The following is a 19,468-nucleotide window of genomic DNA, read 5'->3' on the forward strand; positions in this document are numbered from 1 at the left end:
CGCGGCGTCATTTTTCTTCGGACTCAGATACCTAAAAAAGCCGGGTCAAGCGAATCTTCTCGCGATTTCGGGTGAAGAACCCTGTGGGTGATGTCGCACCGCAACAGAATTTAGGGTTCCGGGCAACTTCGCGGAGGTCGAAAAGCGGCCTTCTTATCCCCGATCTTTCCCCGATTTATCCCCCTCGCGCGCCGCGCCCCTACTCATGGGCCTCCCAACTCGGAGGTCCAATGCGAGCGTTTATCGAGAACTTTCCCTTCAGCTCCAATCGGCCAGCGCTGGCGCCCGTCTTTCCCGACTATGTGGAGGAGGTGAAGCTCAGCGCCGACACCTCGACCCTCGTTCCGCTTCCCGACGGAGCGCGCTTCGCGCTCTTCTCGTTCGACGGTCATGTGCGGGTGCGCCTCGGCACGAAGACCACGAGCCTGTCCGATCCGCGCACCACCAGCGACGGCTCGGGCGCGGAGTGGAATCCGGCGGCGCGCCGCATTCCCGAATTCCTGCCCGACGGCGTCACGCGCCCGACGCATCTATGCCTTCGCGCGCCGGCCGCGACGGTCGGCTCGGTGTCGTTCTACGCATGAATGCGCTGTTCCGCTCTCCCGTCAGCGCCCGCCCGTTCGGGGCGGGGCTCCTGTCACGCGCGCCGCGCCTCGTCTCCGCCCGGCTGCCCGACATGGCGTCCGGTCTTCCTTCCTTTACGTCCTATGGTTTCGGCTCGGCCAACCATCTGGAGGAGGCCGACCAGCGCGGGCTCCTCTTTCCCGCTGGCGCCTCGGCCCTGCCGCTGGTGACGGAGGACTGGTTTCAGGGCTTCTTCTTCGGCGTCGATGAAATGCTGCGCCAGCAGGCGGTGAACTTCGTTCTAGCCGCCAAGGGCGCATCAGGCAGCAGCGACGTATCGCGCATCACGCTGCGCGGCGGCTTCGAGGCTGGCGGCCTCACGCCGCTCAGCGTCCTGGTTTCGGCGCAGAATGCCATCACGCGGGGCTGGGGTACGGGCCTCAATCGCAGCGCCAGCCTGGAGCGCGGCGCCGACTATCTCCTGGTCTACGGCCAGAAGGGCAACCTGCCGTTTCAATGCGTCGTGCGCGTGTCCGCCGACGGCGAGGCCGCGCCGGACCTGACCTCGCTTCAGGTCGGCACGCCCAACGATGGGCCGAGCTCCTGGCGCTATCTCGACCGCAACAGCACGCAGCCGGCCTGGACGGCGGCCGGGTCCTACGAGTTCCTGTCCGGGCTCGGCGGCATCGTGGATATCGCAGACGGCGGCAATCGCTTCGCGGCCGGCGGCACGGTGGCGGGCTTCTTCAATGTTTGGGGCTCGTTTCCCTTCCAGAGTGGGCTGCCCGACGGGGCCACCCTGTTGGAGCTGGCTGGCGGCACGCTGGACCCGGCGGGCCTCGCCGCGCGCCTGCCCGGCACGCTGCGCTTCGCTGCCGATCTGAAGGGGCCGGGCGATGTCGCGGCCGACCCGCGCGGCGCGGTGACGCAAGCCATGGTGGAGACGGGCAAGGCCCCGCTGGCTCCGCCCTATGCCGCCGCGCCGCTGCGCCGGCCGCCCGCGCTGCGCCTGCGCCCGTTCGGCGACCGGTTCGTTCTGCCGCTGCGCGACGCGACGCGGATCGGCACCGTGCCGTTCAGCGGCACCTATGCGGGGGAGGCGCCGGCGGACGGGTTCGAGGTGCGGCTGTTGCGCGCCGACACGGGCGCCGAGCTCGTCGGCTGGACCGCGCTGAATGCCGAGATCGACAAGACGGCGCGCCGCTTTTCCGGCACGCTCAAGGACGTTCCCGCCGCCATCGCCTTTCGCCGCGAGATCCGGCGCAAGGGCCAGCCGTCGAACGTGGTGAACGGGGGCGACCGGCTCGCCATCGGCCTCGTTCTGGTGGATATCGGCCAGTCGCAGCTGGCCTATCAGGGCTATGCGATGGACGACACGGTGGGCGGCGGGGGCGGGCGCCAGCTGGCGCCGACGCTGGACCCGAACCTCTTCTTCTCGATTCTCAAGCAGCCCTCCTCGTTGCATGGGCAGGCGCAGGGCTTCGGCGGCCCCAAGGGCTCGGTCGCGCTGTTTCAGCCCTACAAGGCGGACCAGCACGGCGACGGCAACATCGTCACCTTCGAGGCGATCCGTCGTCTTGCCGGCCTGCCGGTGATGATCGTCGACACCGCCGTGCCCGGCTCCCATCCCAATGGCTGGAGCTTCGACCGCAAGCGCTTTGCCTATGCCACCCTGTTCACCCCGGACGGTGCCGCCACGGCGTTCACCTTCACGCCCACGGCCGCCGGCCTGTCGGGCGAGGGCTTCAACCCGGCGCCGGCCGTGGTGCCCGGCTCCTTCGCGATCCGCGTCGGCACGATCGATATCGTGGACGACGGTGCGGGCAATCTGACGGGCAGCGGCGTGACGGCCGGGACGATCGACTATGCGACGGGCAAGGTGTCGAACCTCACCTTCGCGGCGGCGCCCGCCAGCGGAACCGCCGTCTCGGGCTCGTTCCGCTTTTTCGCCACCGCGCCCGAAACCAGCCAGACCATCGCGGCCGGTCGCTGGTCGCTCTGGGGCGAAGAGGGTATGCCGCTCGACCGAACCAACCGGACCGGGCGCCTTCAGGTGCATCTGGCGCGACTTCGCGGCGTCGCCCCCTCGCTCTATCGGATGTACTGGTACACCTCGATGGAAAGCGCGGCCGGCAACGCCGGCTTCCCTGCGGTGATGGATCGGTTCAAGGCGCGGCTCGACGCGCTTTATCCGCAAGGCGCCGACACGCCCTGGGGCCTCGCCTTTCCCGGCCGCTCCGCCTCCGCAGAGGAGCGCCTTACCTACCGGCCGATGGCGCTACGCCAGCGGCAATGGGCGGCGGCGCGCGCTTTCGTGCGCTCACTCGGCGACACGCTCGACCTGGAACTGGCCAACAACACCGGCCCGCACCCGTCCGCGCGGATCGGCAGCCGGACGCTGGGAGAGCGGCTCGGCGTCGGCTGCGCCGCGCTCTTCACGCCGGGGCTTGGCGCCGAAGGGCCGGTTCTGCGCTCGGCGCGCTTTACCGACAGCAGCCGGCAGGCGATCGAGCTGCGCTTCGATCTGGCCACTGGGCGCGCGCTGGCGAGTGCCGACGGCAGCACCTCCGGCCTTGCCGGCTTTCGCGTCGCGCCCCCGGTCGGCGGCTCGGTGCAGGTCGGTTCGGGCTGGCTGGAGACCGGCTTCTCGGCCGCGATCTCGGGCGCGGACCGCATCACGCTGACGGCGTCTGGCTCGCCCTTCGTCGCCGGCCAGCGGGTCGCCTTCGGCAACGGCTCGCCGATCTTCACCGGCAGCGGCGCGACGCAGGAGGCGGTCGACAACGCGACGCTTCTCAAGATGCCCGGCGACGACGACCGCTTCTTCGCCGGCATCGACAAGTTCGAGCGCAGCGGACGGCGCGGCAATCTCCTGCGCCCGTTCGATGACGTGACCGTCGCCGAAGCCTGAAGCTCAAGGAGGAGGGCTCCGGCCCTCCTTCCGCCCTCGGGCAGCGGCGCGCGCGGCCGGCCGCCCATGCCTGGCATTTGCGGAAAATGCGCCACAAATGCCCGCCGAATTCAACTCAAAAAAAGCCTGCTTTCGCGGCAAATTCGGAGAAAATCATCTTCGGCTTGTCGATGATGTATTGTCGATGCGGACGGATATACATCCAAAAATGCGGTTTTAATAAAATGCAAAGGTGCGGTTGAACCCTCTGTCGGGAGGCGGCGTGGTGCCATTGGGCAAAGAACAGCGGAAGGAGTCCCGCCTGTGTCCCGAGCCTCGTTCCTCACCTTGACGGGTGCGCTTCTCCTGTCCATCGCCGCGTTTCCCGGCGAGGTTTCGGCCGTGGAGGGCAAGGCGACGCGCGCCTCCCACGTGCCGGCCGGCGCCGGCGCGCTGGCGCCCTTTCCCTATATCCAGTTCTGCCTCGCCAATGCGGGCGACTGCGCGACCGCCAGCGGCGTCGCGGTGATCGACTGGACGCCCGCCAACCGGGCGCTTCTGACCAACACCAATCTTGCGGTGAACCGGCGCATCAAGCCGGTGCGGGACGCGGTGGACATCTGGCGCGCCGATGTCGCGCAGGGGGACTGCAACGACTACGCACTGACCAAGCGACGCGCACTCCTGCAAAAAGGCCTGCCCCCCGGCGCGCTGCGCATGGCGGTGGCCACCACGGCGGAGGGCGAGTGGCACGCGGTGCTGGTGGTCGCCACCACGGCGGGCGACATGGTTCTCGACAATCGCTTCGGCCAGTTGAAACGCTGGAACGAGACCGATCTTCATTGGTCGAAGATCGCCTCTGCGGAGGACCCGCGCGTCTGGCGCGCCGTGTCGCGCTGACGCCGGCCGGCGTCAGGCGCCCGTGCTGGGGCTGGCCTCGGCCGGCACGCGCGCCTTGATGGCGGCAATGGCGGCGCGACGCTTCTCGATCGGGATCGGGTTGGTGGACTGGATCAGCATGGCGACATGCTGGGGCTCGACGGTGGCCACGATCGCCTCGATATCCACCGTTTCCTCCGGCGACCAGACGGAATTGTAGAGCTTGCGATCGGCCGCCGCATGGCCGCTTGGCTCGGCCAGCCCTTCGGCCACGAACTCGCCGTAGAGAATGTATTCCGACACGGTGCGCGCCTTGGTCAGCGCGCGCTGCCAGGTCTGGCCGGTGACGGTTTCCACGCGGGCGAGCAGCGCTTCGAGCACCGGGCGGCGCCAGATGATAAGCACGCCGATATAGTTGAAGGCTTCCTCGGCCTTGGGCTTGGTGACGCCCAGCAGGCGATGGGCGGTCGCGCGCCAGCCGCGATGCGTGTCGAGATCGCGGCCCTGCACATGGCGCTGGAGATGCAGCGCGTCGCCCAGGCGCAGCATGTCGAAGGTGAAGGGGCGGAACAGATGCACGTCGCTGTCGGCGAAGATGAAGATGTCGGCCTTCGAGAACTCGGCGGCCGAAAGCTTCACGATCTGCTGCACCAGCCAACCGCTGATGCGCCCGGCGCCTCGCAGGTAATATTGCTCCCGCAGCCGGCGCGACTTGCCGAAGGGCAGGGGAATGCGGGTCGGCAGCGGCAGACGGTGAATGCCGTGGCGATGCAGGATGCTTTCCGGCGTCAGGATGCGCCGGTTGGGCCCGGCCAGCGGCGCAAACAGCGCCTCGTCGCGCTTGGGAACGATCAGGATATGCTCGTGGTCGAAGCGGACGAACTCGTCGACGCTCCGGCAGAGATCGCGCGCCAGTTCGAAATCGTTGCGATAGGACGGCGTGATGATGGCAACGCGCGGATTCGTCATGGCGGACGGACTTTCGCTGGAACGGGCAGGGGGCTGGGTCACCGCGGCGCGGCTCGCTCGGTGATCGCGCCCTCGTAGACGCGGCGGGTGGCAAGGCCGATCTCGGCCCAGCTTTCGCCGGTGCCGGCTGGCCGGGGAGGGGGGCGCCTGAGAAAGGCGTCGGCGAGCGCCGAACTCAAGCTCTCGATGTCTTCGGGCGGAACCAGCGTTCCGCCTTCGCCCTCGAGGATGTCCTGCGCGAAGATGCCGACGCGGCTCGCCACCATCCATTTGCCGAGGGGTTTGAGAAGGAAATAAACGCCACTGGCGTCGATCTGGCGATAGGGAAACACGAAGCCGTCGGCCTCGTGGAAGAGATCGGCCATGGCCTGCGTGTCGAGCCGGCCGAGGCGCAGCTCGAGCGAGGCGCCGAGCCCCAGCGTCTCGGCGCGCGCGGTGATCGGCGCCATGTCCATCATCGCAGCTCCGGCCACAATCACCCGCCCCTTCGCGCGCAACGCCGGATCGAGCCGCCCCAGCGCCTCCACCAAGAGGTCGAGCCCCTTGTAGGGCTTGATCTGGCCGAACAGGACGAGCGTGAAACGGGGATCGCGCGCCCTCGCGAGCGCGGCCGCGCCCGGCTGGGCTTTCAGGGCGAGAGGCCCGTGAGGGATGACGTGGATTTTCTCGGCCGAAAGTCCGCGCTCCAGAAGATTGCCTCGTGCCGCCTCGGTGTGGACGATCAGCCTGTCCGCTACTCGCAGCGGCAGGTCGAAGCCCTTGTTCTGCAGGAAGGAAATGCGCTCGCCGTTGAACGGCACGGTGTCGTGGACGGTCATCACCACGGGGCAGCGCCGGCGCAGCGCCAGGATCGCCGCCGCGTCGAAGGCCGGCAGGACGGCCCATTGCAGGTGAAGCACGTCCGGCCGCTCCCGCCCGGCACGGCGCAGCAGCGCGGCCAAATCTGCCAAATGCGACACGCCCTTGGCCAGCGCGCGTAGCTTGGCGCGGGCGGGCGCGATGCGCTCGACGCGGCGGTAGAAGGCCGGCTCGCATTCGGCGGGGTCGAGTTCGGCTTCCTCCCCGGCGCGCAAGGGGCGCGTCAGCCAGCGCGGGCGAACGCCCGCCTGCCGGAGGCCGCCGGAAAGACCGGCATCATAGGCCGGCGTGAAGAGCGAAGGGTCGAGAAGCAGGGCGTCGAGCGAAGGCGCGCCGGTGGGCGCGTCCCTCATGCCGTCTTCGCCAGGGTTTTCGCGTCGTCGGGTTGCCAGCGCTCCTCGCGCGTCTTGATCAGCCCGGTGTAGAAGCCGCAGGCCCAGGCCGCGTGCATGACGCCCGCCACGGGCCCGGCCAGAAGGCCGCAAAGCGAGCGGTGCTTCCACATGATCTGCAGCGAGGTCGCCGCCAGCGCCGCGAGATAGACCAGCGGCAGGAGCAGCCATTCGGCGCGGAAAGGCGAGGCGAGAAGGCAGGCAAAGCAAAGCGCCAGGAAACTCGGCACCGCGAACTGGCGCGGACGCAGCGAGGTCGGGTGCCGGCGCACGGTGCGCGAGCGGCCCTTGCCGTAGTTGAAATATTGCCGCCAGAGGCGGTGGAAACTATCGCGTGGGTGATATTCCAGCCGAATGCGACCGTCGAGATAGATCGTGCCGCCGAGCGCCCGCAGCCGGCAGTCGAACTCGGCGTCCTCGTTGTGTGTGAAGCTTTCGTCGTAGCCGCCGACGCGCCGGAACAGGTCGAGCGAGATCAGCGCGTGGTGGCCGTGATCGACGAAGCCGCTCCTGCGCCCGCCGCGATGGGCCGATCCGCCCGAGCCGACGAGGCTATCCGACACCCAGGCGACGGCCTTCTGGAAGCGCGTGCAGCCGATCGAATCCATCGGCACCACGACGGAACTGGCGGCGGTCTGGGCTTGCGTTCGCAGGAGGCGGCGCAGGAAATCACGGGGGTAGTTCGCATGGGCGTCGCAGCGAACCAGCCAGCGCGCGCCCTCGCCATGAAGGGCGACCGCGAGGTTCACGCCAGCGCTCTGAATGCGCCGACTGTTGCATTCCAGAAACACGAAAGGGTGCTGCCGGGCGTAGGCGCGAACGAGCTCGGTGGTCCCGTCGGTACTGCCGCCATCCACCACGCAGACACGCAGGTCATATCCTTTGGGGGGATTGCGGGTCAGCCGCTCGAGGACGCCGATGATGGTGTTGGCTTCGTTCAGGGCCGGTATCGCAAGCAGAATCGCTTCGCGAGCCGGCGGCGTGCCGTCGTTCATCGGATGTTGCTCCGGCGTGGAAATTCGTTAGGGCGACAGGCCCGATCAGCCCTTCGGCAGCGAGCAGTGGAACCTCAAGCGTTGCACACCATGAGCTGTCTCAATTTTGCTTCACCCAAACTATGTAGGATATAAGATAAAAGTCAACCGTTTGCCGTTGCGCCGCAGCAATGTCATGAACAGGGCCAAGAACCGGCGGTTTTGCCCCGCCGAATGCGCGATGGGCGCGGCGGGGCGCTTCTCGCTCCAAGGGTATGATGGCGCATGAAGATCAGCATGTTTCCGGGAAACATGGCCCGGAACGACTACGTCACCCTGGTTCGCCAGGGCTTGGCGGAAAGCGGTGTCGAGGCGGCGGATTTCCGGTTGCTGCGCGACGGGCTCATGGGCCGCGAGATCGCCGCGGTCCACGTCCAGATGCTGGAGGTGCTGTTTCACCGCCGGCCCTATCGCTATGTCGACGAACTGGCCCTTGGCTGGCTGAAGATCTTCACGCGGGGCATGGAGCGGCTGCGCGCGCGCGGTGGACATTTCGTGTGGACGGCGCACAATGTCGTGCCGCACGATCGGCTGACGGATCGCTTTCCAAAGGCCTGGCGCCATTGGCGCGAGGAAACGACGCCGCTGGTGGACCGGGTCGTGGCGCTCAGCGCCGACTCCATTCCGCAGGTGCAGGCCGCCTGGCCGAGCCTTGCTCAGGCGCGGTTCGACGTCATTCCGCACCCGCATTATCGCAGCATCTACACCAGCCGGCGCCCGCGCGCCGAGCAGCGCCGCCAGCTCGGCCTGCCGGAAGACGCGCTGGTGCTGGGCTCCATCGGCACGGTGCGCCCTTACAAGGGGCTGATCGAGCTGATCGAGATCGCGCGGCGCGTCTTGCTGCCCGAGCACCGTCTCCTGATCGCCGGCCATTGCTACGACGAGGTGCTGGACGGGCAGATCCGCGCCGCGATCGGGGGTGACGAGCGCATCGTCTACGCGCCCAAGCCCTTGGAAAACGACGAATACGCCTCGATCCTCGGCTGCGTCGACATCAACGTTCTGAACTACCGCAACATCCTGAACTCGGGCAGCGTCTTCGCCTCGCTGTCGCTCGACGTGCCGGTGATCGCGCCCAATCTCGGCAGCATCGCCGCCCTTGCGCGCGAGATCGGGCCGCCCTGGGTGCGGGTCTTCGACGACACGGTCGAGGAGCCGATCCGCGCCTTGATTCACGAGGGCGCGCTCTCGCCCGGCGCATCGGTGGATCTGTCGGCCTACGACCCCGCCCGGGTCGGCGCCCTGCACGCGCAGACCTATCGCTGATGGCCTCCCCGCCTCCTGCAACGGAATCGCCCATGAACGCCCCGTCTTCCACCGCCTCGGCTCGAAGCGGGCTCGCCGTCGGCCTGTGCACCTACAAGCGCCTCGACTCCCTCCTGCGTCTGCTCGACCACATCGCGGAGAGCGCCAAGGCGCTGCCCGAGCGCCCGACGATCATCGTGGTCGACAATGACGGGCAGGACCCGGCCGTGGGGCTCGCCATGGGCGCCTTCGCCAGCCGCACGGGGCTGGACCTGCGCTATCGCATCGAGGCCCATCCCGGCATTTCGGCCGCGCGCAACGCCGTGTTCGACGAGGCGGAAAAGCTGCGCGTGCGCTTCGTGGCGATGATCGACGACGACGAATGGCCCTCGCCCGACTGGCTCGCCGCGCTCCTGCGCCGGCAGGCGGAGGAGGGGGCGGCCGTGGTCGGCGGGCCGGTGCGCCCCGTCTTTCCCGAAGACGCCGCGCGTCTTGAGCGCTACGCCCGCTACTGGTCGGTGCAGAAGCAGTTTCTCGAAGGCAAGCCCTTCGTCTTCTGCACCTGCAATTTCCTGATCGACCTCGATGCCGCCGGCTCCGTTCCGCGCCCCTTCTTCGACGAGGCCTTCGGCCTCAGCGGCGGCGGCGACACGGTGTTCTTCCGCCGCCTCTTCTATGCCGGCTTGCCCATGGCGTGGTCTGAGGAGGCCTTCGTCTACGAGGAGGTGCCGCCTTCGCGCGCTTCGCTCAAATGGATGCGCCAGCGCCGCTTCCGCGTCGGCAATCATGCCGTGCGCTGGGAAAGCCTCGATGCCGGACCCCGGCGCTCGCTGGCCAAGACGCTGGGGCTCACCGCGCGCCTCGCGATCTATCCGCTGCTGCGGCGCGAGCCCGAATCGCCGTTTCTCGGCTGGCTCTTGGAGATGGACAAGGTGCGTGGGCGCTTCAAGGCGCATCTGGGGGGCGTCTTCGTGGAATACGCGCGGCCGAAGCCCGCAGACGCTGCCGCTGCCAAGCCGGGCGGCCCGCCTGCCCACGAGAACGACCATGCCTGCGGCTGAGGGGCAAGCGCGATGCGGGCGCTGAAGCAGCGGCTCGGCCCGCTGGCGGCGCAGCTGGAAAAGCGCTTCCGCCTTCTGACCTTCGCCGGCACGCTGCTTCCCACGGTGTCGGCGCTCGGCGTGCAACTCGTCGCCTTCGCGCTGACGGCGCGCAGCCTGGGGCTGGAGCCGTTCGGCGTCTACACCGCGCTTCTGGCGGTTTCGGTGCTCAGCGTCGAGCTGGTGGGTCTGGGCGGGGCGGATCTTCTGGTGCGCGGCGTCGCGCATGAGCCGGCGCGCTTTCCCGCCCTGTTCGGAAATCTTCTGATCCTGACCGTGCTGACGCTGCCGCCGGTTGTGCTGGGCGGCGTCTTCGTGGCGCGCGATCTCATGGGCACGCCGCTCGGGTTCCTACCGGTCGCGCTGGTGATCGGCGGCGAGATCCTGGTCGGCCGAGCGGCGGCCTCGCTGGAGCTCATCATGGTGGCCCATCGGCACACCGTGCGCGCCGGCGCCATCCGCTTCGCCACGGCCTCGATCCGGCTGCTGACGGCGGCGGTCTTCTTTCTCGCGCTCGGGCGCTCCGATCTCGGCGGCTGGATCTGGGCGGCGTTCATCCAGTCCGTGGCGACGACGCTGGTCTATGTCGCGCTCGCCATCGGCCTTTATGGCCGGCCGAAACCGGTGCTGCTGACCGCCGACCTGAAGGCGGGCTTCGCCTTTTGCGTCAACCAGGCCTCGCGCTCCTCGCAGGGGAGCCTCGACCGGATCGTGCTCAGCCGCTTCGCGGACGCGGCCAGCGTCGGCATCTACGGCGCGGCGTCTCGGGTTCTGGCGCTCGGCCTGTTTCCGATCCAGGTCGTCACGCGAATGACCTATCCCAACTTCTTCGTGCACGGCAAAGGCGGCATCCGGGCCAGCCGGCGCTACGCCCTGCGCGTCATGCCGGTAATGCTTCTGGTGGGGCTCGCCGCCAGCGCCGCCGTGGCGCTGGCCGGCTGGTTCGCGCCCGATGTCCTGGGGCGAGATTTCGAGAGCATGGTCGGCATCACTGCCGCGCTCGGCCTCAGCCTGCCGCTGATCGCCATTCAATATCCCGCCGCCGACGCGCTGACGGGGGCGGGGCGACAGGGACTGCGCGCCATTCTCTCGGTGATCGCCGCCTTCGGCTTCGGTATCGTCATGGCGCTCGGCGCGCGGTTGGACGGGATCGAAGGGCTCGTGATCGCCTTTCTCGCGAGCCACGCCCTGTTCGCGCTGGCGCTTTGGACGGCGGCGTTCGTGGCGCAGGACAAGCCGGCGAAGCGGGCCGAAACCGCCGTGGTCTCCGAAGCGGACGCCGCTTCGGCTTGACCGACTCTCGGCTGGATGGGCCATCGGCCCTCAAAATGCCAATCGAGCGGAAGACAGGTTCGCCGTCTTCCGCTCGATTCGCGAATGCACCGATTTTTAACAGGCGGCCTTCGAGGCCATCGGGAGGGGGAAGGCGATCAGGCCGCCTTTCCGTCCTCTTCTTCCTCGAAGGTCACGGCGACATCGGCGTTGGCGGACAGGCGCACCTTGTCGCCCTCGACCTCGGCCACGAGGCCGCCCGAGATGAAGTGGTGATGGCCTTCGTGATGGCCCTCGCCGCTGTCCTTCTTGGTCAGCTTGATGCGATCGCCCACGACGCGGTCGACCGTGCCCACATGCACGCCGTCCGCGCCGATCACTTCCATATGTTCCTTGATCCGATCGAGCATAGCTTCTTTCCCTGCGGTTGGATCAGGGAAACGCGCCAGGCGCGATCGGGATGCATGCCCGAGGTCGATCTTTCGAATCGCTAATCAGCGCGCCACGAATCGATTTTCGCGCACAGGCGCCTCGAACGGCTCCTCGCCCTCGACCGTGCGTGCCGCCTCGGCCCAGAAGTCGTGCTCCTTGCCGGTCGGGCGTCCCGCCTTTTCCCAGAGGAAATAAGCCAGATTGCGGATTTCTTGGTCCCTGTCGGATGCTGTCGTCATGTGATCCTCGCCTTCGTCCCCGCCAATCCCTTCGCGTCGACCTCGCAACCGGTCTCTACGGGAACGGAGCGGGGGAGGCGCATGAGCAGGTCTTCCCTTAAGACATATCCCCTGTAACCCTCACGAACAGTCACGAACGTCATATGATCGCTAATTTTATTGGCGTGAGGACGAGACGAGGGCGGGATAGCACCCGAACATGTTCCGGGCCTGTGCCTTCCTTTGTGCGGCTAAAGATGAGAGCGGATGGAGGCTTGCCGAGATCGCGGGAGACGAAACGGCGCGAGGCGTAGGCACGAGCCACTGCATCGGAGCCGTCCGGCCGGTTGGTCAGGCAGGCTTATCTCCGGTGCTTCAAAGGGTTGCGAAGGGCCGCGACGGCGTCGCCCTTTGCCTTGTCTGCGTTCCGTGTTAGACGCACGCGATCTTATCGTCGGAGTTCGGGCGTGTTCCACCCGCAGCTCTTCTTCCATGGAACTGTGGTCGCGGCCGCTCCAGGTCGCCCGGAAGTCGGCGCTGCGCTTTTCTGCTCCATGATGTCCATTCCACCGGAGGCCTCGTCAGAGGAATGATCAGCGGCGAAGCGGCCTCCACGGCCGAGACGACAGCGCACGGCCATGACGGTCACGCGCGCAAGAGCCTGCCCGTCGTCGTCCTCGGCAGCATCGGTGTCGTTTACGGCGATATCGGGACAAGTCCCCTCTACGCGATGAAGGAATCGCTGCTGCATGTCGGCGGCGTTCCCTCTGCGTCCGAGATCATCGGCATCGTGTCGCTGCTGGTCTGGTCGCTGGTGATCGTCGTCACGGTGAAATACGTGATGCTGGTCCTGCGCGCCGACAACCAGGGCGAGGGTGGGGCGCTATCGCTCATGGCGCTGGCGCAGACAGCCTTGAAGCGGCCCAACCGCGTGATCCTGACGCTCGGCATGATCGGCGCCGCGCTGTTCTACGGCGACGCCATCCTGACCCCGGCCGTCTCGGTTCTATCGGCGGTGGAGGGCCTCAAGGTCACGACGCCGGGGCTCGATCCCTATATCGTGCCGATCGCGCTCGCCATCATCATCGGCCTCTATGCCGTGCAGTCCTTCGGAACGGCCAAGGTCGCGGTGTTCTTCGGGCCGATCATGGCGGTCTGGTTCGTCACGCTGGCGCTGATGGGCCTGTCCCATATCGGCGACGCGCCGCAGATCCTCCATGCCCTGAACCCGGTCAACGGGTTCTGGTTCATGACCTCGCACGGCATTCTCGGCTTCACGGTCCTCGGCTCGGTGTTCCTTGCCGTCACCGGCGCCGAGGCGCTCTATGCCGACATGGGCCATTTCGGAAAGCGGCCGATCCGCATCGCCTGGCTCGGCTTCGTCGGTCCCGCGCTGATCCTCAACTATCTCGGCCAGGGCGCCTTCGCGCTCAACAATGCCGAGGCCCTGCCCAATCTCTTCTTCCTGTCGGCGCCTGACTGGTTCCGGCTGCCGCTGGTGATCCTCGCCACGCTCGCCACGATCATCGCCGGCCAGGCTGTCATCACCGGCGCCTTCTCGCTGACCCAGCAGGCGATCCAGCTCGGCCTCCTGCCGCGCCTCCAGATCGAGCACACATCCGAATCCGAGCGCGGGCAGATCTATCTGCCGACCGTCAACTGGCTGATGCTGGTGGGCGTGGTGATCCTGATCGTCTTCTTCCAGGACTCGTCCTCGCTGGCCGCAGCCTACGGCATCGCCGTCACCGGCACGATGATCATCACGAGCCTGCTCGGCATCGTCGTCTTCGCCTATGGCTGGGGCTGGGGCCTCGGGCTTGCCGTCCTCGTGGTCACGCCCCTTATCGCGATCGACAGCGCCTTCCTGGCGGCCAATCTCCTGAAGCTCGCGGACGGCGGCTACCTGCCGCTGGTGATCGGCGGCTGCATCATGGTGCTGATGGCCATCTGGGTGCGGGGCACGCGGCTTCTCAACACCAAGGCCCAGCAGCAGAACCTCTCGTTGGAGACCTTCATCAAGGCGATGGAGACCTCCTCCGTCACCCACGTCTCCGGCACGGCGATGTATTTGACCTCGACGCCCGAGACGGTGCCCTCCGCGCTTCTGCACAACCTCAAGCACAATCGCGTCCTGCACGAGAAGAACGTCATCGTCACGATCCGCACTGCCGACGTGCCCTATGTCTCCTCGGCGGACCGGCTGACCTACCATCCGCTTTCGCCCGCCTTCGCGCGCGTCGAGCTGCATTACGGCTTCCTGGACGAGCCCAATCTCCTGCAGGCGCTGATCCAGCTGCGCGAGCTCGGCGTGAAGTTCGACGTCATGTCGACCACGTTCTTCGTTGGCCGGCGGCGCATCAAGGCGGCGGCGCGCAGCGACATGCCGCGCTGGCAAAGCCAGCTCTTCATCAAGATGGCGCGCCATTCCTACGATGCGATCGACTATTACCGCATCCCGGCCAACCGCGTGGTGGAACTCGGCACCTACGTCACGCTTTAGCTGTCCGGCCTCAGAGGGGTCCCGCCGCATGGCGGGACGCCTCGTCGCACTCGTTGTTTGGCGTGCCTGCCCTATGTGAATTCTGACGCGGTCTTCTCTGGCCGCGCCGCCGGACGCCACAGCCGCATGATGCGGCCAAGCGCGGGTTCCGGCCAGACAGGGGCACTTCCATGGACGCGCAAACCTCGACCCAACAGCGTGAAAACACGCGTCTTGGCGACATCGCGAACCGTTCGGAGAAGGGAACCGCGCTGACGCTGATCCGTGCCGAAACCAAGGCGCGCGACGAGAAGACCGCTCGCCTCAAGGCCATGCGCCTCGCCCAGGAAGCAGAGGCTACCGTGCTGGCCGAGCAGATTGCGGCCGCCGCGCCCAAGCGCAAGACAGCCAAGTCGTCCACCAAGGTTGCGAAAGCTGCCCCCAAGCGCAAGGCCGCCTCGGCGGCCTGACAAGCGCAAGGTTTCCGCCCGCAGATTGGGGGGTGCAACGACAAGTTTTGTTGGCCGCCTCACATTGCTTAAAAATCTAACCGTTTCGCAATTTGTTGTGGGCTAATCTTCTCTGGTCACCAGGGAGAGCCAAATCATGACCGCCCGCATCGATCTTCTGAATCGTCTCGAGTTTTTGCAGCTCGACGAGGCAGCGCTTCAGAAGATCGGGTCCAAGGCGGAACTGATCAGCGAAGCGACGGCGAGCGGCATCACGGCTTTTTACGAGCAGATGGTGAAGGTGCCGGAGCTTCAGGCCTTCTTCGCCAACGAAGGCATGCGCCAGAGCGCCGAAACCTCCCAGAACAAGCATTGGGCCAAGATCGCGAGCGGCCAGATCGACGACAGCTATGTCGGAGACGTGGAGCGCATCGGCCGTACCCATGCGCGGATCGGGCTGGAGCCGCGCTGGTATCTCGGCGGCTATGCGCTGATCCTGGAAGAGGCGATCAAGGTCATGCTGCCGCGTCTCCTGGCCGGCGGCCTCCTGCGGCGGGGTAAGGTGGACGAGGCGGCCGCTGTCCTCGGCCTTCTGGTCAAGGTCGCCATTCTCGACATGGACTATGGCGTGTCGACCTATCTGGAGGCGCTCGCCGCCGACAAGACGCGCATGGAATCCGAGCGCGAGCATGTGGCGAGCGAACAGGCGCGCGCGCTCGGCGACGCCTCGGCCGCCATGGAAGAGATGACCGCCAATATCCGCCAGAACGCGGACAACGCCACCACCACGGAAAAGATCGCCGGCCAGGCGTCGATGAACGCCGATCGCGGCGGCGATGCCGTGGGCAAGGCGGTGGAGGCGACGCGCACCATTGCCGGCAAGATCCAGGTCATTCAGGAAATCGCGCGCCAGACCGATCTTCTGGCCCTCAACGCCGCGATCGAAGCGGCGCGCGCGGGATCGCACGGCAAGGGCTTCGCGGTGGTCGCCTCGGAGGTGCGGAAGCTGGCCGAGCGCGTGACGATCGCGGCCGGCGAGATCGGCGAGCTGTCCGCCCGCTCGCTGGAAGTCTCTGAAGAAGCGGGCGGCGCCCTGCGCGCCCTGGTCCCCGATATCCGCCGCACGGCAGAGCTCGTCTCGGAAATCTCCGCCGCCTGCCGCGAACAGTCGATCGGCGCCGAGCAGATCAGCCAGGCGATCAACCATCTCGACCGGACAGGCCAGCAGTTGAGCGCCAAGCAGAGCGAACGGGCGGCGCCGCGCCTGCGCAAGGCGGCCTGACGAAGCCGCAGGGTCGCGACGCCGGGGTCGGGAGTGCGGGGTTTCCCGGTCTTCCGTTTCGGCTGAGCGCATCGGACGGCTGGGGTTTCATGGCTAGCCGCACCGTCTCTCCGCTGCCTTCGAAGCGAGGGGGGTCGAGACAAAACAGGGCCGGCCTTTCGGCCAGCCCTGCTTAGTCAAACCTTCGTTCGAGGTTTGTCGCCCAATCGACGCCGTGCTCCAAACGGGGCGCCGGCGCCGCGAAGAGGGCTTCAGCCTACTTGGTCCAGGCCGCGACCTTGTCCGGGTTGGCGGCGATCCAGGCCTTGGCGGTGGCGGCGGGATCGGTGCCCTTCTGCTCGTTCTGCAGCATCAGCTTCTGCTCGTCGTCGAGCGAGAGCTTGAAGTTGGTCAGGATCTTGTGAACCTCCGGCATGTCCGCTGCGAGACCCTTGCGGGCGACCGTGTTCACCGTTTCCTCGCCGCCGAAGGAGCCCTTGGGGTCGGCGAGATATTTCAGGTCCCAGCGGCCGAACATCCAATGCGGCGTCCAAGTGGTGACGACGATCGGCTCCTTGCGGTCGATCGCGTCCTTCAGCGCGGCGGTCATCGTGGCGTCGGAACCGTCCACCAGATTGACGGAGGAGAGGTCGTAGTCCTTGATGGCCTTTTCCGAGGCCTGCATCAGCCCGGCGCCGGGGTCGATGCCGATCACCTTGTTGCCGACCTCGCTGCCCTTGGTCTTCAGGTCCTCGACCGAGGCGATGTCGACATAGGCGGGAACGGCCCAACCGATCTTGGCGCCCTGGACGTTGGGGCCGACGAGATCGATCTGGTCCTTCAGCTTGGCGTAATAGGCCGCATGCGTGGCGGGCAGCCAGGCGGCGACCATTGCGTCCGCCTCGCCGGTGGCGACGGCCTGCCACATGGCGGCGGCCGGCAGCGGCGTCAGCGTGACGTCGTAGCCTTTGCCCTTCAGGGTCTCGGCCAGGAGATTGGTCGCGACCACCGCGTCGGACCATTCGACATAGGCGAGGTTCACCTTCTTCTCCGCGGCCGAGGCTAGGCCCGTCATGAGGCTTGAGGCGAGAGCGGCGGCTGTCAGGATCTTCAGCATGGGTCTCGGAACTCCGTCGAGAGGAAAAGGGGACTTGCGAAAAGAGGAGAAGGGGTCAGGCCGGGCGCGTGCGGCGCGCCATGGCCTGGGTGACGCGGTCGAGCACCACTGCGAGGATGACGATCGCGATGCCGGCCTGAAAGCCCGAACCCGCGTCGAGCCGTTGGATCGAGCGCCAGACTTCGCGGCCGAGGCCGCCGGCGCCGATCATGGAGGCGATCACCACCATGGACAGGCCGAGCATGATGGTCTGGTTGATGCCGGCCATGATCGTGGGCAGGGCGAGCGGCAGCTGCACCTTCACGAGCTTCTGGACGGGCGAGGTGCCGAAGGCGTCGGCCGCCTCCGTCAGGTCATGCGGCACGCCGCGAATGCCGAGCGCCGTCAGGCGGATCACCGGCGGCATGGAGAAGATGACCGTGGCGAACACCGCCGAAACCGAGCCGAGCCCGAAGAACGGAATGGCCGGAATGAGATAAACGAAGCTCGGCATGGTCTGCATCATGTCGAGCGCAGGCGACACGGTTTTCCAGGCGCGCTCCGACAGGGCGCAGCCGATGCCGATCGGCAAGCCGACCAGCAGCGCGGCAAGCGTCGAGAGCGTGACGAGAACCAGCGTCTCGACCGTCGCGCCCCAGAGCCGGAGGTTCCAGAGGAACAGGAAGCCGATAAGCGCCAGCAGCCCGACGCGCCGCCCGGCTAGCAGAAACGCGCCGCCCGCCAGCGCCACGATCAGGAGCCAGGGCGGTATGAAGAGAAGAAGCTCCGTGCCGGTCTGAATCCACGCCGCGACGAAGGCCGAAAGGCCGCGCGTCAGTGACGAGAGATGGAGGGTGAGCCAATCGAGGGCGTTGCTGGAGATGTCGTCCAGAGGGAATTTGCGGATGCTTCCATCGTCGGTGAGGAGCCATTCCATGCGGTATCCCTTTCCTCGTTCGGCCGCTGGCCCGACAGGGCGCGCAGGGCGGTTTCGCGGGTGAGAAGGCCAAGAAAGCGGTTGTCGTCGTCCACCACCGCGATGCCGTGCGGCTCGCTGGCCAGAAGCGGGAGAACGCTTTTTAGAACGGTGCCGGCCGGGGCGCGGGCGATGCCGCCATCCATCAGCCGGTCGAGCCGCTGGCCGCGCGAGGCGGGCGCGGTGAGCCGGTTCCGGTCGATGCGCCCGACCGGCATGTCGCGCTCGCAGGTGACGACGAAAATGTCCTCCGCCCTGCCGCCGCGTGGCTCGACCAGCGGCCAGGCGTCCTCGGCCGCCGCGCCCTCGAAGAGGCGCGGCTGCGGGCGCACGAGGCGACCGAGCGTCACCACGGAGGACACGTCGATATGCTCCACGAAGCGCCGGACATATTCGCCCTGCGGATCGAGCAGGATTTCCTCCGCCGTGCCGCTCTGTGCGATGGCGCCGTCCTTCATCAGGACGATGCGGCCGCCCAGATGAATGGCCTCGTCGAGATCGTGGCTGACGAAGACGATGGTTTTGCGCAGCTTGCGCTGCAGCGCGCGAAGCTCGTTCTGCATGTCGCGGCGGATCAGCGGGTCGAGCGCCGAGAAGGCCTCGTCCATCAGGAGAATGCCGGCGTCGGCGCAAAGCGCGCGAGCCAGACCCGCCCGCTGCTGCATGCCGCCCGACAGCTGGCGCGGCACCTTGCTGTCCCAGCCCTTGAGGCCGACCAGCTCGATTGCCTCCAGCGCGCGCTCGCGGCGCGTCTTGCGGTCCAACCCCTGGATTTCCAGGCCGTACTCGACATTCTCGGCGATGGTGCGGTTGGGAAACAGCGCGAAGTGCTGGAACACCATGCCGAAGGTCTCGCGGCGAAATTCGCGCAAAGCCTTGGTGGAAAGGCTGGTGACCTCGGTCCCGTCGACCCGGATGGAGCCGGCGGTGGGCTCCACCAGCCGGTTCAGGCAGCGCAGCATGGTGGACTTGCCGGAGCCCGACAGGCCCATGACGACGAGGATTTCCCCCTCGTTGACGGAAAAGCTCACGCGGTCGAGCCCCAGCACCGAGCCGGTCTCGGCCAGGATTTCGGCCTTGCTCGCGCCCTCGTTCAACCGGGCGAGCGCAGCTTTCTCACGGTCGCCGAAGAGCTTTACGATGTCGGAAACGCGAATGCGCTCCGTAGCGGGGGGAGAGGGGACTTGCGTGATCGAACCGTCCTCCGTCGCGGAAAGCCGATCCTTTCTAAGAACGGCTCCAAATGGCGATGGAGGGATCGTGACGAGAGTGCGACGGGGTTACGATGTCGATCCAGACATTCACCTGTAGAAAGCCGACATCTCTTTATTCGTGATGACTATTTGTTAGGCCC

General features: G+C 67.1%; 17 protein-coding genes. 9 read left to right on the forward strand and 8 right to left on the reverse strand.

What is annotated here, in order from left to right; translation table 11 throughout:
- Positions 1 to 230 precede the first annotated feature (230 nt).
- From M673_RS04855 to M673_RS04865, 3 genes are all read left to right on the forward strand, one after another.
- Positions 231 to 584: a hypothetical protein gene (locus tag M673_RS04855; RefSeq protein WP_061974061.1), complete on the forward strand. Its 354-nt coding sequence runs from the start codon at positions 231 to 233 to the stop codon at positions 582 to 584.
- Positions 581 to 3,475 carry a hypothetical protein gene (locus M673_RS04860; protein WP_062215129.1) on the forward strand — a complete coding sequence of 965 codons (2,895 nt, stop codon included), beginning with the start codon at positions 581 to 583 and terminating at the stop codon, positions 3,473 to 3,475. Before M673_RS04855 ends, M673_RS04860 begins: the two co-directional genes overlap by 4 nt.
- A gap of 303 nt (positions 3,476 to 3,778) precedes the next feature.
- A complete protein-coding gene (locus tag M673_RS04865; protein ID WP_061974065.1) occupies positions 3,779 to 4,354 on the forward strand; it encodes a transglutaminase-like cysteine peptidase in 576 nt (191 codons plus the stop codon).
- A 12-nt stretch (positions 4,355 to 4,366) separates the two neighbouring features.
- On the opposite strand, the gene M673_RS04870 is transcribed toward M673_RS04865, so the two are convergent.
- Genes M673_RS04870 through M673_RS04880 form a run of 3 tightly spaced genes read right to left on the reverse strand, consistent with a single transcriptional unit; the run spans position 4,367 to position 7,547 of the window.
- On the reverse strand, positions 4,367 to 5,302 hold the full coding sequence (locus tag M673_RS04870; protein ID WP_061974067.1) for a DUF6492 family protein: 936 nt from the start codon (positions 5,300 to 5,302) through the stop codon (positions 4,367 to 4,369).
- 38 nt (positions 5,303 to 5,340) lie between these two features.
- Positions 5,341 to 6,513, reverse strand: coding sequence for a glycosyltransferase (locus M673_RS04875; protein ID WP_061974069.1), 1,173 nt, complete (start codon positions 6,511 to 6,513; stop codon positions 5,341 to 5,343).
- A complete protein-coding gene (locus M673_RS04880) occupies positions 6,510 to 7,547 on the reverse strand; it encodes a glycosyltransferase family 2 protein (RefSeq protein ID WP_061974071.1) in 1,038 nt (345 codons plus the stop codon). The genes M673_RS04875 and M673_RS04880 overlap by 4 nt, the downstream gene beginning before the upstream one ends.
- 264 nt (positions 7,548 to 7,811) lie before the next feature.
- Between M673_RS04880 and M673_RS04885 the strand changes: the two genes are divergently transcribed.
- From M673_RS04885 to M673_RS04895, 3 genes are read left to right on the forward strand one after another with little or no spacing between them, the layout of a single operon-like run.
- Positions 7,812 to 8,852: a glycosyltransferase gene (locus tag M673_RS04885; RefSeq protein ID WP_061974073.1), complete on the forward strand. Its 1,041-nt coding sequence runs from the start codon at positions 7,812 to 7,814 to the stop codon at positions 8,850 to 8,852.
- A gap of 32 nt (positions 8,853 to 8,884) precedes the next feature.
- Entirely contained in the window at positions 8,885 to 9,892 is a 1,008-nt protein-coding gene (locus M673_RS04890) for a glycosyltransferase (protein WP_061974075.1), read from the forward strand.
- Positions 9,893 to 9,904: 12 nt separating this feature from the next.
- A complete protein-coding gene (locus M673_RS04895) occupies positions 9,905 to 11,224 on the forward strand; it encodes a lipopolysaccharide biosynthesis protein (protein ID WP_061974077.1) in 1,320 nt (439 codons plus the stop codon).
- A 137-nt stretch (positions 11,225 to 11,361) separates the two neighbouring features.
- Here M673_RS04895 and M673_RS04900 read toward each other — a convergent pair whose 3' ends face one another.
- Together M673_RS04900 and M673_RS23550 are read right to left on the reverse strand one after the other, a co-directional pair.
- A complete protein-coding gene (locus M673_RS04900; protein ID WP_061974080.1) occupies positions 11,362 to 11,613 on the reverse strand; it encodes a DUF2171 domain-containing protein in 252 nt (83 codons plus the stop codon).
- Positions 11,614 to 11,697: 84 nt separating this feature from the next.
- On the reverse strand, positions 11,698 to 11,874 hold the full coding sequence (locus M673_RS23550; protein WP_082639179.1) for a DUF2934 domain-containing protein: 177 nt from the start codon (positions 11,872 to 11,874) through the stop codon (positions 11,698 to 11,700).
- Positions 11,875 to 12,442: 568 nt separating this feature from the next.
- Between M673_RS23550 and M673_RS04905 the strand changes: the two genes are divergently transcribed.
- The 3 genes from M673_RS04905 to M673_RS25210 all read left to right on the forward strand — a co-directional run bounded on the left by M673_RS04905 (position 12,443) and on the right by M673_RS25210 (position 16,063).
- A complete protein-coding gene (locus tag M673_RS04905) occupies positions 12,443 to 14,353 on the forward strand; it encodes a potassium transporter Kup (protein ID WP_061974082.1) in 1,911 nt (636 codons plus the stop codon).
- A gap of 170 nt (positions 14,354 to 14,523) precedes the next feature.
- On the forward strand, positions 14,524 to 14,802 hold the full coding sequence (locus M673_RS04910) for a hypothetical protein (protein WP_061974084.1): 279 nt from the start codon (positions 14,524 to 14,526) through the stop codon (positions 14,800 to 14,802).
- 136 nt (positions 14,803 to 14,938) lie between these two features.
- Complete coding sequence (locus M673_RS25210; protein ID WP_061974086.1) at positions 14,939 to 16,063, forward strand: globin-coupled sensor protein; 1,125 nt, start codon at positions 14,939 to 14,941, stop codon at positions 16,061 to 16,063.
- Positions 16,064 to 16,319: 256 nt separating this feature from the next.
- Here M673_RS25210 and M673_RS04920 read toward each other — a convergent pair whose 3' ends face one another.
- From M673_RS04920 to M673_RS04930, 3 genes are read right to left on the reverse strand one after another with little or no spacing between them, the layout of a single operon-like run.
- On the reverse strand, positions 16,320 to 17,159 hold the full coding sequence (locus tag M673_RS04920; RefSeq protein WP_061974088.1) for a glycine betaine ABC transporter substrate-binding protein: 840 nt from the start codon (positions 17,157 to 17,159) through the stop codon (positions 16,320 to 16,322).
- A gap of 55 nt (positions 17,160 to 17,214) precedes the next feature.
- Positions 17,215 to 18,075, reverse strand: coding sequence for an ABC transporter permease (locus M673_RS04925; RefSeq protein WP_061974090.1), 861 nt, complete (start codon positions 18,073 to 18,075; stop codon positions 17,215 to 17,217).
- Positions 17,973 to 19,211, reverse strand: coding sequence for a quaternary amine ABC transporter ATP-binding protein (locus M673_RS04930; protein ID WP_244493085.1), 1,239 nt, complete (start codon positions 19,209 to 19,211; stop codon positions 17,973 to 17,975). The genes M673_RS04925 and M673_RS04930 overlap by 103 nt, the downstream gene beginning before the upstream one ends.
- Positions 19,212 to 19,468 lie beyond the last annotated feature (257 nt).

This window comes from Aureimonas sp. AU20 (genome assembly GCF_001442755.1).
In the GTDB taxonomy this organism is placed as follows: Bacteria; Pseudomonadota; Alphaproteobacteria; order Rhizobiales; family Rhizobiaceae; genus Aureimonas.

Bases quoted from the DNA above. Each gene is read 5' to 3' on its own strand.
- M673_RS04855 (WP_061974061.1), top strand. From the start codon at position 231: ATGCGAGCGTTTATCGAGAACTTTCCCTTCAGCTCCAATCGGCCAGCG.
- M673_RS04860 (WP_062215129.1), top strand. From the start codon at position 581: ATGAATGCGCTGTTCCGCTCTCCCGTCAGCGCCCGCCCGTTCGGGGCG.
- M673_RS04870 (WP_061974067.1), bottom strand. From the start codon at position 5,302: ATGACGAATCCGCGCGTTGCCATCATCACGCCGTCCTATCGCAACGAT.
- M673_RS04875 (WP_061974069.1), bottom strand. From the start codon at position 6,513: ATGAGGGACGCGCCCACCGGCGCGCCTTCGCTCGACGCCCTGCTTCTC.
- M673_RS04880 (WP_061974071.1), bottom strand. From the start codon at position 7,547: ATGAACGACGGCACGCCGCCGGCTCGCGAAGCGATTCTGCTTGCGATA.
- M673_RS04885 (WP_061974073.1), top strand. From the start codon at position 7,812: ATGAAGATCAGCATGTTTCCGGGAAACATGGCCCGGAACGACTACGTC.
- M673_RS04890 (WP_061974075.1), top strand. From the start codon at position 8,885: ATGAACGCCCCGTCTTCCACCGCCTCGGCTCGAAGCGGGCTCGCCGTC.
- M673_RS04895 (WP_061974077.1), top strand. From the start codon at position 9,905: ATGCGGGCGCTGAAGCAGCGGCTCGGCCCGCTGGCGGCGCAGCTGGAA.
- M673_RS04900 (WP_061974080.1), bottom strand. From the start codon at position 11,613: ATGCTCGATCGGATCAAGGAACATATGGAAGTGATCGGCGCGGACGGC.
- M673_RS23550 (WP_082639179.1), bottom strand. From the start codon at position 11,874: ATGACGACAGCATCCGACAGGGACCAAGAAATCCGCAATCTGGCTTAT.
- M673_RS04905 (WP_061974082.1), top strand. From the start codon at position 12,443: ATGATCAGCGGCGAAGCGGCCTCCACGGCCGAGACGACAGCGCACGGC.
- M673_RS04910 (WP_061974084.1), top strand. From the start codon at position 14,524: ATGGACGCGCAAACCTCGACCCAACAGCGTGAAAACACGCGTCTTGGC.
- M673_RS25210 (WP_061974086.1), top strand. From the start codon at position 14,939: ATGACCGCCCGCATCGATCTTCTGAATCGTCTCGAGTTTTTGCAGCTC.
- M673_RS04920 (WP_061974088.1), bottom strand. From the start codon at position 17,159: ATGCTGAAGATCCTGACAGCCGCCGCTCTCGCCTCAAGCCTCATGACG.
- M673_RS04925 (WP_061974090.1), bottom strand. From the start codon at position 18,075: ATGGAATGGCTCCTCACCGACGATGGAAGCATCCGCAAATTCCCTCTG.